This window comes from Nostoc sp. UHCC 0252, from assembly GCF_034931145.1.
GTDB lineage: Bacteria > Cyanobacteriota > Cyanobacteriia > Cyanobacteriales > Nostocaceae > Nostoc.
Map to the genome: position 1 here is coordinate 1 of NZ_JAYGHE010000043.1, position 14,182 is coordinate 14,182.

8 protein-coding genes are annotated in these 14,182 nt (G+C 39.7%); 6 read left to right on the forward strand and 2 right to left on the reverse strand.

What is annotated here, in order from left to right; translation table 11 throughout:
• Positions 1–35: 35 nt before the first annotated feature.
• Positions 36–1,115 carry a M4 family metallopeptidase gene (locus tag VB732_RS21820; RefSeq protein WP_323232992.1) on the reverse strand — a complete coding sequence of 360 codons (1,080 nt, stop codon included), beginning with the start codon at positions 1,113–1,115 and terminating at the stop codon, positions 36–38.
• A gap of 885 nt (positions 1,116–2,000) precedes the next feature.
• Here VB732_RS21820 and VB732_RS21825 point away from each other — a divergent pair.
• Positions 2,001–2,357: a Rieske (2Fe-2S) protein gene (locus tag VB732_RS21825; protein ID WP_323232993.1), complete on the forward strand. Its 357-nt coding sequence runs from the start codon at positions 2,001–2,003 to the stop codon at positions 2,355–2,357.
• Positions 2,358–3,039: 682 nt separating this feature from the next.
• On the forward strand, positions 3,040–8,631 hold the full coding sequence (locus VB732_RS21830) for a PAS domain S-box protein (RefSeq protein WP_323232994.1): 5,592 nt from the start codon (positions 3,040–3,042) through the stop codon (positions 8,629–8,631).
• A 22-nt stretch (positions 8,632–8,653) separates the two neighbouring features.
• Here the strand turns inward: VB732_RS21830 and VB732_RS21835 are convergent, their stop codons facing one another.
• A complete protein-coding gene (locus VB732_RS21835; protein ID WP_323232995.1) occupies positions 8,654–8,974 on the reverse strand; it encodes a TMEM14 family protein in 321 nt (106 codons plus the stop codon).
• 98 nt (positions 8,975–9,072) lie between these two features.
• Between VB732_RS21835 and VB732_RS21840 the strand changes: the two genes are divergently transcribed.
• The 4 genes from VB732_RS21840 to VB732_RS21855 form a co-directional block, all read left to right on the forward strand.
• Positions 9,073–10,413, forward strand: coding sequence for an ATP-binding protein (locus tag VB732_RS21840; protein ID WP_323232996.1), 1,341 nt, complete (start codon positions 9,073–9,075; stop codon positions 10,411–10,413).
• Between the two features lie 207 nt (positions 10,414–10,620).
• On the forward strand, positions 10,621–11,910 hold the full coding sequence (locus VB732_RS21845) for a tellurite resistance TerB C-terminal domain-containing protein (RefSeq protein ID WP_323232997.1): 1,290 nt from the start codon (positions 10,621–10,623) through the stop codon (positions 11,908–11,910).
• 97 nt (positions 11,911–12,007) lie between these two features.
• On the forward strand, positions 12,008–13,336 hold the full coding sequence (locus tag VB732_RS21850; protein ID WP_323232998.1) for an ATP-binding protein: 1,329 nt from the start codon (positions 12,008–12,010) through the stop codon (positions 13,334–13,336).
• Positions 13,337–13,606: 270 nt separating this feature from the next.
• Positions 13,607–14,182, forward strand: a 576-nt coding sequence (locus VB732_RS21855) for a leucine-rich repeat domain-containing protein (protein ID WP_323232999.1), incomplete at its 3' end; no start/stop codon positions are given.

Here is a 14,182-nt window from a genome sequence, read left to right on the forward strand (position 1 = left end):
TTATTTATTCCTATCAGACGCGATTCATCGCCTCTCTAAATAACTCCTACCTTTTGCCAAGCGTTCTGCACAGCTTTTTGCTCATCACTGCCATTACCGTAGAGTTCGCCAGCAACTTGAATAGTGACGCTAGCAGCTTTTTTAAAGTCTGCTTTGGCACGCAAGCGATCGCGTAAAGCTATGTACCAGATTTTACCAACTTTTTCCCAGGTATAGCCGCCAATTTCAACAGCCGCTAGATAAAAGGCATGGTTAGGGATTCCTGAGTTGATATGCACCCCTGCATTATCTTCAACCCCAGTGTATTTATCTTTTATATGGGCTGGTTGAGGATCTTTACCCAATACGGGATCATCATAAGCTGTTCCCGGTGCTTTCATCGATCGCAGGGCAACACCATTGACAGTCGGGACTAAAAGCCCTTCACCAATCAGCCAATCTGCCTCTTGTGCAGTTTGATTTTTGGTCTTTTGTTTCACCAGGCAACCGAAGACATCAGAAAATGATTCATTGAGTGCCCCTGGTTCACCATAGTACTGTAAAGCCGCTTCATATTGGGTTATACCATGAGCTAGTTCATGCCCAATCACATCAATTGACTTCGTGAAGCGTTGAAATATTTCTCCATCGCCATCACCATAAACCATTTGGTCGCCGTTCCAAAAGGCGTTGTCATATTTAACGCCATAATGCACGGTGGAGTCTAAACGTAGTCCTTTGTCGTCAATCGAGTTGCGATCGAATATCTCATAAAATAAGTCATAAGTAGCACCAGCAGCATCGTAGGCTTCATTCACTGCTACATCGCTGCTAGGAGGATCGCCTTCACCACGCACTAATGTACCAGGGAGTTGCTGCCCATATTTCGCATCGTAAATCGTGCGGCGTTTTTCACCCGGAGAAGGTGCAAACGAGACAGTACCTACGACATTTCTCCGTCCGCGAAACTGTGCTGAAACATTTAATGTATGAAAAGCCCAGCTACGCTGCTGAGGATTGCCATTGACAACGACATTTTCCAGCATGTGGGGCGGGATAATACAACAAATAGGGCATCTAGAGTCAAGTGGATGCTCATACTTGAACCCGGCTGATTTCTTTTTATTTCGAGCCATCCAAGATATTCTCCTTTTGAAACTAAGTGATGGCAAATAGTGGCTTTAACTCCGTTAGGGAAAGGAGCAGAAAAACGAATTCAAATAGCGTGTCCCTGCTTTCTTTTCTAAAGAAAATTTTCTACTTTGTATTTTCCGATAGGTGTGTGGAGGGTGGATAAGCGGAAAAACATTTAAATTGCATAATTAAATTAAACCAAGCCCTTGTACGATGGGCATCTTGCCCGCCATAACCATGCAAATTCAATGTAGAACGGCTTAGTACCGCTATTAACTTTGAGTTTGAAATTCTAGTAACATCGGATCATTGTACATCAAATCATCTGACGATGACAGGTGAAGAATTTCAAATCCTTGAGGTTGATTGCGAGCAAACGTCAAGGACTGAAAATCACAAGGCTCAGATCCCCGACTTCTTAAAGAAGTCGGGGATCTCGTTGTTCACGAATGATTTAGGATTGCTATATATTTGGAGAACTGATTCATGGTTTGTCAAATAAAGTTACCAAAAGTGAATTATTGTTAACTAAATATTATTTATTGATGAAGATTGTGCTGGGAGAATAGACTGGTCGAATTCGTAACTTGTCTTAATCATTTTTTATATTCATCAAAATTGGTGTTTATAGGCTACAAGCCTTATTATGCGGGGATAAAAAGTGCTTTTTTTAGTTTACCCAGAATTCATTTTATTCAGTGCGAAACAGAATTTAAGGTAATATTTTATAGCTCTAATATTTCATCAGTGTTGGCAAAGCCCGTCTTAGACATTACTATTTCGGGAAAAGTTTGCGATTTACTGACTTTTCGCCAGTATTGAAAAGCGATCGCACGGGTCACAATTGCGGGAAACTGAAAGCAGATCAATTAGGAAAGGAGAACCTAATGAGTTGGACTAAAGTTCTTGCAGCCGAAGCACTTTCCCCAGGTACGCGAGAAGTGGTGAAAGTTGGCAACCGGAAAATTCTACTTTTGAATCACGAAAATCAGTTTTATGCTGTAGATAACGCTTGTCCTCACTTAAAATTACCATTGAAAAGTGGCAAAATCAAAGATGGGGCAATCGTTTGTACCTTCCATCGCAGCGCTTTTGACTTACGGACTGGTGAGGTACAAGACTGGTGTTCTTGGCCGCCTGGTGTAGGTAAAGTACTCTCTTTGGTTTCGCCATCAAAGACGCTGCCAGTGTTTCCTCTGCGTGTAGAAGAAGGCAATATCTGGATTGATGTGCAGGAGGAATAGCACTTTCTCATAAAAATTAGGACTTATGCAAAACTAGACAGTGTAGGGGCAATTCATAAATTGCCTCTACCTGAGAATGAAGATTTTGGCTCAAGTTTTGCGTAAGTCCTAACTGGATCGTGGAGTTCAAGCTACAAGACAGTAAACATTATCAATGGATAATTAATAATTGACAATTAATTCAGTTTAAGATGTTTAGACTAGCCCCTTCAAGGCGCGTAAAAATTTCGGTAAATAGATTCCTCTTGAAGCTCTATACTTTGTATCCTCTGCGCCTCCGTGGTTAGGAAAAATACTTTTAAACCGCAGAGGCACAGAGATCGCTGAGAAAAATAAGAGATTTTACGAGTTACCTTGAAAGGGTTTTGGCTGAACTTGACATCTCTATACCCTAAGCTAAAGTATGGTGGTAAGTGATGATAGTTTTCTTTACAATCTCTTAAATAAATCTTGCTTTCTGACTTCATTTTCAGTTTGATTCAATAATTTATCAAAACAGAATTCAGTTGGGTATTATGTACGACTGGCAGATAGCGACACGAAAAAGCGAGTTTACGGGACGCTATCCGAACAATGATTCACTCATTGATTTTGACTTCTATTAGCGTTCGTAGGGCGTTTAGCCCATTCTGGCTTTTGAATTCTTATTTAATAATGATTTTAAATTTACTTAATAACTGAGATGGATATTCAAAAAATAAAAATATTATTAGTTGATGATAAGCTAGAAAATTTGAATTGTTTATCAAACATTCTTCAACACGAAGGTTATCAGTTGCAGATTGCCATGTCTGGACAATTGGCAATCAATATGATGCTCACTTCTGAACCGGATTTACTTTTGCTAAATGTTTCCATCTCAAATATGGATGGTTATGAATTTTGCCAACATTTGAAAGCTCACCATAAAACTCAAGAAACTCCGATAATTCTTTTCGGTGTTTTAGATGAAATAGCTGAAGAATTACATATTTTGGAGTTAGGCGTTGACTATATTACTCAACCATTCAAAACTAAAGAAGTTTTACTTCGCATCCAAAATCAATTAACTCTCCAAAGGCTAAAGCAACAGTTAAAAGAACAAGATGCCCAACTGCAACAGGAGATTCAAGAACGTCAACGGATTGCTGTTGAGTTAAATATTCGCAACCAACAAATAGAAGAGATTTTCCAAAATATTCCTGTTGGCTTTGCTAAAACCTTTTGTAAAGAAGTTTACCAAAGCGAACACCTTTTAGTCGAAGCCGCCCTTAAAAAGAGTGAAACTCAGTATCGCCACCTAGTAGAGACATCCCAGGATATGATCTGGTCGGTAGATATTGATGGATTAATTACCTTTGTTAACCCGGCAGTTAAGCAGATTTATGGCTACGAACCCCAGGAAATGATTGGGCGAAACTTGACTGATTTCATCTCGCCAAAACAAATTATTCAAGATAAAGCAGCCTTTGAGCGTGTTTTACAGGGAAAGCCGCTCTTTCAGCATGAAACAACCTGTGTAGCCAAGGATGGGACTTTACTTTATTTAATGTTTAATGCGATCGCATTACACGATGAAGAAGGTTTAGTTATAGGTATGACAGGCACTGCCAGTAATATTACACAGCGCCGAGGCGTAGAAAAATTACTCCAAGAGAGCGCGATTAAGCTCCGCAATCATAATCTAGTACTAACTCAACTGGCACAGAATAAGACTCTTTATCAAGGTGACTTAAAAGCAGCTTTGGAAAAAATCACTGAAGCTGCTGTCAAAAATATTGGAGTGGAACGAGCCAGCATCTGGTTGTATGACGAAACAGGCTTGAAAATCGAGTGTTTTGACCTATTTAAAGGCAGTCGCAATCAACACAGCCAAGGAGTTTCCTTATCAGCAGCAGACTATCCAGTTTATTTTGCAGCTTTGCAACAAGACCAAGCGATCGCTACAGATGATGCTTATCAAGATCCCAGAATTAGAGAATTTTCTGCATCTTATTCAAGATTAAACATTACTTCCGTACTCGATACACCAATTCGGCTGGAGGGCAAAACCGTAGGAGTCTTATGTATGGAGGCTGTGGGAGTTGTTCATCATTGGACTTTAGAAGACCAAAATTTCGCCCGTTCTCTGGGCAATTTAGTATCTCTGGTATTGGAAGCAATAGAACGCCAACGCGCAGAAGCCGCACAACGGGCTTCTGAAGAAAAGTTAGCATCAGCTTTTCGGTCATCTCCCGATCCAATTGCTTTAATTACTCTTCCCCACAAACGCTATGTTGAAGTTAACGACAGCTTTTGTCGCTTTTTTGCTTATTCTCGTTCTCAGGTGATTAATCGCACCGATGAAGAATTGAATCTTTGGGCGAATCCAGAAGAATATAATTTCCTCGCCCAAATGCTGCAAAAAACTAAAGCCATCCGTAACTATGAAGTTGATGTCTGCACTTCAACCGGAGAAATCAAGACAACATTGTTGAGTGCGGAAATGATCGAGATTGATAGAAAATGGTATGTACTGGGCACAGCGAAAGATATTACTGAACGCAAGCAAGCAGAAAATGAAAGCCGTTTGTTACTATTGACAACCCAAGCTATCACTCGCGCCAGTAATGTCAATAGCTCTTTAGCGCTAGTTTTACGTTTAATTTGTCACACCATTGGCTGGGATTTTGGTGAAGCATGGATTCCGAATGAAGATGGTACTGTTTTAGAACAAAGCCTTGGTTGGTACGGTAAGGAGAGCAATTTAGAAGAATTTTGCCGTCAAAGCCAAACTGTGAAATTTCCTCTAGGAGTAGGGCTACCAGGAAGAGTTTGGCAGAATCAAGAACCGGAATGGATTGAAGATGTTTCGGAAGTAATAGAGCCAATTTTTTTGCGATCGCAACAAGCAGCAAAGGCAGGATTAAAAGCTGGTTTTGGTGTTCCCATCCTGGCTGGAAACCAAGTATTGGCTGTTTTAGTATTTTTTAAACGTAGTTCAGTAGCGATCGATAGACGTTTGCTCTTGCTAGTCAACGCTGTTGCTGCTCAGTTAGGTGGGTTGATTGAGCGCAAAACCCTAGAACAAGAACTAGCGCTCAGAGAAGCCCGCCTCAATGCCTTTTTTAGCAGCGCTCCCGTCGGCATGAAAATTGTAGATAAGCAGCTACGGTTTGTGCAAATCAATCAACTGCTGGCGGAAATTAATGAAATACCCCAGCAAGATCATATTGGTAAGACCATCTCTGAACTCTTACCCCATATCGCCCCCTTAGTGGAACCAATCTATCAACAGGTTCTGTTAACTGGTCAACCCATTCTTAATCAAGAATTAAACAGCGTATCAATTAAACAACCAGATGTTATCCGCCACTTCCTAGCTTCTTATTTTCCGATTCCTAATGAAGATCATTGCCCCTCTGGTGTAGGCACGGTTTTAGTAGAAATTAGCTATTGCAAACACATCGAACAAGAACTGCGTTTAGCCAACGAACGCCTACAATATCTACTCACCTCTAGCCCTGTGGTGATTTATAGCAACAAAAAAATATCAGGTAACTTTAGCACTACTTTTATTAGTGAGAACGTTGAGGCGATGGTTGGTTACGAAGCGCGGGAATTTCTGGAAAATCCCAATTTTTGGCTCGATCGCGTCCACCCTGAAGATGTTGAACTGTTCTTAGAAAAATTTTCTCAATTGGTTCAGCAGGAGTACAGTTCCTACGAATACCGATGGTTACACGCCGACGGAACTTATCATTGGTTTTACGAAAAGATGAGGTTAATCTGTGACGAAGCTGGTAAACCAATAGAATGTGTTGATTATTGGGCAGACATCAACGATGCTAAACTGGCAGAATTAGCTTTGCACTCAGGTAGGCAGCAATATAAACTTTTAGCAGAAGCCTCACCAGCTTGTATATTTCACGCTGATGTGGATGGCAATATCTTATATTTTAATCAACGCTGGAGTGAGATTACTGGATGTAATTTAGAAGAATCTCTGGGAACAGGTTGGGCAAAAGCCGTACATCCAGACGACCGAGAGCAGCTGCTGTTGGCATGGAATCAAGCAAGAATCGCTAAAGCGACATATAAATACGAACATCGGTTTTTGCGTGATGATAGTACAGTCGTCTGGGTAATTTGTCAGGCTTTGCCAGAATTTCAAGATGATGGAGAAATCAAAGGCTACATCGGTACAATTACAGATATTACCGAAAGAAAATTGGCAGAAGAAGCTCTGCGCGAGAGTGCAGAAAGGGAAAGAGCGATCGCCCAAGTTATTCAAAGGATGCGTGAAACACTCGATTTAGAGACTATATTTGCAGCTACAACCCAAGAATTGCGGCAAGTACTCAATTGCGATCGGGTTGTCGTCTATCGTTTCAATCCCCATTGGACTGGCGAATTTGTCTCCGAGTCAGTAGGTAATGGTTGGATTTCTCTCATCGAAGAACACAACGATGATCCTGATCTCACAGAGGGCATCTTACAAGATGGGCGTTGCCTAGCAAAAATCTTGGATAAAGAAGATTATCTGGAAGATCCTTATCTGCAAACAACTCAAGCTGCAAACTTCCTTGCTGTGCCAGACATTTACAACGCTGAGTTTAATCCTTGTTACATCAGCCTCTTAGAACGCTTTCAGGCAAAAGCCTACATTATTGTCCCCATTTTATATGGTAATCAGGTTTGGGGATTACTAGCGAGTTATCAAAATTCCGATATCCGCCAATGGAAACCAGGGGAAATTAACATCGTAGTTCAAATTGGCAATCAATTGGGTGTCGCTTTACAGCAGGCACAATTACTGGCGCAAACTCAAAGGCAGTCACAAGCATTGCAAGAAGCTGTGATCGTTGCTGATGCTGCCAACCGCGCCAAAAGCGAATTCCTCGCCAATATGAGCCACGAACTGCGTACCCCACTCAACGCCATCCTCGGTTTTACCCAAGTGATGAGCCACGATCTTGCTTTATCTACTGAACATCAGCAAAACCTCGCAATCATCAATCGTGCCGGCGAACATCTCCTCAACTTAATCAACGATATTTTAGAAATGTCTAAAATCGAAGCCGGCAGAATAACATTAAATCTCAACAGTTTTGACTTAATTCGCCTCTTAGAAAATCTCGAAGAAATGTTGCGCTTTCGCGCTACCTCCAAAGGATTAGAATTAGTATTTGAATACACATCTTATCTCCCCCGGTACATCCAAGCTGACGAAAGTAAACTGCGCCAAGTCTTGCTTAACCTCTTGGGAAATGCCATCAAATTTACCGATACAGGGAGAGTTATATTACGGGTAGGCATGGGAGATAGTGAAAAAAATTTATCCAATTCCCAATTTCTAATCTTTGAGGTTACAGATACTGGGCGCGGTATTGCCTCAGAAGAAATTGACTTATTGTTTGAAGCTTTTGGGCAAACTGAAACTGGAAGAAAATCGCAACAGGGAACAGGATTAGGTTTAGCAATTAGCCGCAAATACGTGCAACTAATGGGGGGAAGTATTAGTGTTAGCAGCATTATTGGCGAGGGAAGTAAATTTGCCTTTGATATTCAAATTAATCTAGCCACAGCCAGCGAAATCCAGATTAAGCAAATTAGACGGCAAGTTCTGAGTTTAGCGCCTGCTCAAAGCGAATATCGGATCTTGGTGGTTGATGACTCCATAGACAGCCGTTTAGTGCTGGTGAAAATTCTGACATCTATCGGCTTTGTAGTTCAAGAAGCGGCAAATGGCATCGAAGCGATCGCAGTTTGGCAGAAATGGCAACCACATCTAATTTTAATGGATATGCGGATGCCAATTATGGACGGCTACGAAGCCACAAAAATTATTAAAACAACAGAAAAAACCTCAATCTCAAATTGCCAGACCATTATCATTGCCTTAACCGCTAATGCCTTTGAGGAACAACGAGAAGCAATGATTCAAGCAGGTTGTGATGATTATATAAATAAGCCTTTCCGCGAGGAAAAATTATTAGAAAAGTTAAGTGAATATTTAGGAATTCAATATACTTATCAAGAAGATAACTTTCAAATAGGATCAAAAGAACAGATAACAAAATCCATCTTGAAGCTTACAGATTTAGTGCCTATATTATCTGAAATGTCACCTGAATGGGTGAAGCAGTTGTATACTGCCGCAGCCCAATGTAGCGATGACTTAATTTTAGAGTTGATCGAGCAAATACCTTTAGAAAATGAAGCACTACAGATTTTTATCAAGAATTTAGCTCAGGACTTTCAATTTGAGAAAATTATGGAATTGACGAGTGTTACAGGAATATTATCCAGTTAATCAGAACCTCTAAGGACTGATGTTACCTTAAAGCCACAATTTGATTCACCATTACTGCCAATGCCAACATACCCAAAATCGTCATTAATCCCGCCGGCATAAACTTGCGTGTTTTAGCTAGTCGAACTGCAAAGACGACTACTAAGACAGCAGTAACTAACGCTGCTAAAATCGAACCCCAGGTTTGTCCTTGGAGTTGAAAGTAAGCGGCAAGTATTAGTAATAAACCGCTAATACTACCACTTAACAGTGAAACCTTACTTCTAGCTTGAATATAGCCAATAATGCCACCAGCGAGCGCTAATATGCCGTAGGCGAAAGCAGCAATTATACTTAAATTCATTGTTCATCTGTAGATTTTGACTTTACTGCCAGGGTCAGCAGACAATTTACCATAGCTAAATAGCTACATTACACTGTTTATTGATAGATAATTAAGCCATGCCAATAGCAAATACTTCCTTATATACAAAAGTTCAATACCTCCAGCGTCAAGCGGCCTCACTCTTACTGTACCAGTCTGTTCTCCAAGGCGAAGTGGGGATCGCATTTTTGGAACTGTTGCAAGCTATACGTTACACTGACTCGGATGCACGGGGTTGTCTCGAAGCCTACGGCCGTTACTTTCACGCTTTGGCCGCTAAAAATCAAAACTGGGAAGACTATTTAATTACTCAACTTCTCTTCTCTAAGAATCCTTTTACAAAGCTGGCCCAAGTGCGAGAATTTAAAGATTTGCCCCCGGCTTTAGTCGCAGCAGTACAGCACGATTTACAAATATTGCAAAGTCTCTATGAATGTAGCAGCGCTTCTTTAAGTGAGTGGATACAAGGCGTAGCTCACATGCCAATTTCGCCAGTAGTGTGGTATAAAGAGCAAGAATTCGTAGGAGTAGATACAAAGTTCGCTACATATTTACAAGATTTAGATAATTGGGGTGATGCTGTAGAACATTTGGCGGCTTATTATCGGCAATGTGGCTCTGGTTTATTTGCAGAATATCGCGCTTTACGGTGGCAAAGTGGGCAGTTTATCGGTATTCGGTATTCCGATCCGGTTAAGCTGAGTGCCCTTGTAGGTTATGAGTCTCAAAAAGATGCTTTGTTAAAAAATACAGAGTTTTTATTATCAGGAGAAATGGCACTCCATGTATTACTTTACGGTAGCCGAGGTTCTGGCAAATCTTCTTTAGTGAAATCTTTGTTAAATGAATATAGCGATCGCAACCTCCGCTTGTTGGAAGTTACAAAATCTGATTTAAAAGACCTACCAGAAATTGTGGAACATTTACGAGGAGTGTCACAAAAATTTATTATCTTTGTCGATGATCTTTCCTTTGAAGAAGATGATGATGCCTTTAAAGCCCTCAAGGTAGTTTTAGAAGGTAACTTAACCGCACGGCCGCAAAATGTAGTTGTGTATGCTACTTCCAATCGCCGCCACCTGATTCGGGAGTTTTTTGTGGATAGACCTACCCCCAAGGATAACGAGGAAATCCATGCTTGGGATACGATGCAGGAGAAGCTTTCGTTTAGCGATCGCTTTGGTTTAACCTTGACTTTTGAACCAGCCGATCAAAAAACTTATTTACAGATTGTACAACATCTAGCAACCCAAGCCGAAATTAATATTTCCCAAGAAGATTTGGAATTTCAAGCATTACAATGGGCAACTCGCCATAACGGTCGTTCTGGACGCACAGCACGACAGTTTATTGACTTCTTAAAAGCAGATTTAAGACTTTTTAATTTAGATAACAATACGTCCAACACTTCTGATTAAAATTAATTTATATCGGCACTTTTTTGTTATTTACATAATATTATGCACCACTAACTAGTACGATATATTTCAAAACTACTGCAATATAAAACTTTGGAAAAATACCTTATTTAACCAAAAATAACAACCCCTGTATTTAAATTACGAATTACGAATTAGCATGAGAGTTCCTTATTCTGATAATTAACTACACTAAAAACGAGCAATATGCAATCAGTAACGATCAGCAATCGATTTATACTAGGGATAGTTGCCTTTAGTGTGAGTTTTGGTCTTAGTCTCGTCCCAAGTTGGGATTTTAATAAAGCCTTTCTCACAGGTGTAATTACTGCATCGACTATTTACGGAGCAGCATTATTTGTAGATAAGCGGCGGAGAAATTATGAAATGTTTGTTTTAGGTTCTCTTCACAAACGAATTAAAGAAATGGAGGGATTAAAAGCTCGTGTTGTCAGAGAAATAAACCAAATCGAAGAACGTCATAATTTATTATATGCAGAATCACAAAATCTGCAAAATCAAGTTATAGAAAGTCGTAACCAAAGAGATAGTTTACATCGAGAATTAGGAAAATTTGCCGGACAGAAAAAACAACTAGAAACTGAAATTAATACTCTGCAAACTGAAATTAATAACTCGCAGAAAAATCAAACAGAATTGAACAATGCTTTTTCTGTTCTCACAGCAGAGAAGCGCCGTCTAGAGTCGAATTGTAATGTATCTCGTGCTGAAATTGCCCAGTTGCAAAGTCAAATTTCTGAACTTCAGCAAGAGAAACAACACATTGAAAGTAATGTAACTCTTTTAGGCAGACTAAAACCTCAATTAGAAGAGAAATTATACGAACTGCGAATTGCAATTCAAGAGTTAGAAGTTGAGACAAACGAAAAAAATCAATTGCTGGCGGCGACAAAAACTGAAAAAGAAAATATTCAAGCTACCCTAAATTATTCACAAACTCAACTCGCAGAGCAAAAAGCAGAATTACAACAGTTACAAGGGCAAATTTCATTATTGCAAGAAGAACGAGATTCATTGCAAAATCAAGTATGGGAATTACTCCAACAAATAGAAACATTTAATCCAGAACCTTTGTCTGATAATTCTCAAGAAGATGAAACTGAATTGTTTCCTTTTTCTGAGATAATGGAAGCTACAGCAGCCGTAAATACTTTGGAAGCTGATGCATCTGAAAACCTACCAGAAGAATGGACTAATTTTTTAAAAAATCTCCCAGTATATGAACTACAAGTGTTAAAAGCTGTAGTCGAGCAAGATAACCCCAAAGCTGCTATTAAAAAAATTGCTGAAGCAAATATTACTATGCCAAATCTATTAATCGATTCAATAAATGAACGAGCAAATGATACTATTGGTGAATTAATAATTAACTCGGATTCAGAAAGCCCAGAGGTTTACGATGAGTATATTACTCATGTCAAAAAAATGATTGCAATGCATGAAATGCTTATGGCTAGACATCCGTCATCAAATTAAATTATTATTGCCGTCGTAAGATTTGTAATAAGGTGAATATCTACCTTACCTAGCTTACTGCGTGCTTACGCGTTTAGAATAAAGTGAAGTGTAATACATGGCAAAGCTCAAAATCTCGAAAAAAATCTCCACTGCTTTAATCAATTCTCTTGGTGCGGGGGTAGTACCAAGAGTGGGAGTTGAATATATAGCAGTAGGGCGAGAAAAAGAACTAAAAAGCCTATTACAAAATCTTGATGATATTGCAGAAGGTGTGGCAGCATTTCGCTTCATAATTGGTAACTACGGTTCCGGTAAAAGTTTTTTATTACAACTAATTCGTAACCGCGCTATGGAACAAGGTTTTGTAGTAGCTGATGCTGATTTATCCCCTGAACGCCGATTAGCTGGAAGCAACCATGAAGGTGTCGCTACCTATCGAGAATTAATGAGCCACTTAGCTACAAAAACTCGTCCTGATGGTGGTGCTTTAGTCTCAATTTTAGAAGGATGGATTAATAAAATTCAACAAGAAGTAGTTAAAGAAACTGAAATGCGTCCTAATGACGACGGTTTTGATGACAAAGTTGAATCAAAAATTAGGGAAGTAGTTCAGTATATTGAAGATTTAGTTCACGGTTTTGATTTTGGTAGCGTGATTATCGCTTATTGGCGTGGCTATCGAATGGATGATGATAATTTAAAAAATGCGGCAATGCGCTGGTTGCGCGGAGAATTTACTACTAAAGTTGAGGCGAAAGCAGCTTTAGGAGTACGCGTTATTATTGATGATGATAGTTGGTATGACTATATAAAACTGTTTGCGAAATTTGTAGCTGAAATTGGCTATAAAGGACTGTTAATTTTAGTTGATGAAGCCGTACATTTATATCAAATATCTACTACAGTCACGCGGGAAAAGAATTATAATCGACTCCTGGCAATGTTTAACGACACCATGCAATGTAAAGCAGAACATCTTGGCATTGTTGTTGGTGGAACAACTAAATTTTTAGAAGACCCCAAACGGGGACTTTTTGCAGACCAAGCTTGGCAAAGACGCACAAAAGAAAGCCGTTTTGTTGCCCAAGCTAATGTTCAGGAACATTTGGGGCCAGTAATTCGCTTGAATCCGTTGAGTGAAGCAGAAATATTAACGCTTTTGCAACGTTTAGCTGAGATTCATGCACTCAATTTTGGGTATGAACAGACTTTGACAAATCGTGAGTTGAAGGAGTTTGTGCAAGAAATTATTAATCGCTTGGGTGCAGAAGCATTAATGACACCGGGGGAAATTGTGCGAGATTTTATGAGTGTGCTGAATATTCTTCACCAAAATCCGGGAATTGTGTTTGCTGAATTAATTCATGGTTCTAAATTTAAACCTACTGCTATGGGTAAAGATGCAGATGTGGATGAGGATGGCGCAGCAGAATTTAGTTTGTAATTAATGATGGTCATTTAATTGCTCTTGTGCAGAGAGATTAATATGAATTTTGATAATAGAGATGCCTAAAATCCAGATTTAGATATATGCGATCGCCATATCTAAAAGCGCGATGTCTGCGACGGGCTACGCCTACGCTAAACCTGTGTAATTCGCTTTTCCCTTCATCTCAAGACATGATCGCTAAAAAATGATAACCTAGCATTTTTCCCTAATCAGTTAAGATAATCTTCATCAATCTTCTTTCCTTTTACCCTTCTCCTTGGAATTATGACGCAGGATGAGTTGTTGGTACTGATAGATCGCGCCGTGGCTGAGGGTTGGCAAGAATTAGACCTGTCGGGGCAGGAGTTGACTGAGTTACCTGTAGAAATTGGGAAATTGCAGCAGCTTGAGTCTTTGATTTTAGGAAAGAAGGTTGAAGGTTATGAATACGTAGGATACCCCTATCTCAAAAAGGTTTCAGGCAACAATTTAAAAACGCTTCCTGTCGAACTATTGGGTTTGCCTAATTTGCGTAAGTTGGATATTAGTGGCAATCCTTTAGAGAGCATTCCCGATGTGGTAACGCAAATACTACATTTAGAGGAACTTATCTTAATTCGAGTAGAGCTAACTGAAATACCTGATGCGATCGCTAATTTAACCAATCTGACGCACCTTCACCTCAATGAAAACCAAATAACCCAGATTCCAGAGGCGATCGCTAATTTAACCAATCTGACGCAGCTTATCCTCAGTTACAACAAAATAACCCAGATTCCAGAGGCGATCGCTAAATTAACCAATCTGACGCAGCTTATCCTCAATATCAACCAAATAACCCAGATTCCAAAGGCGATCGCT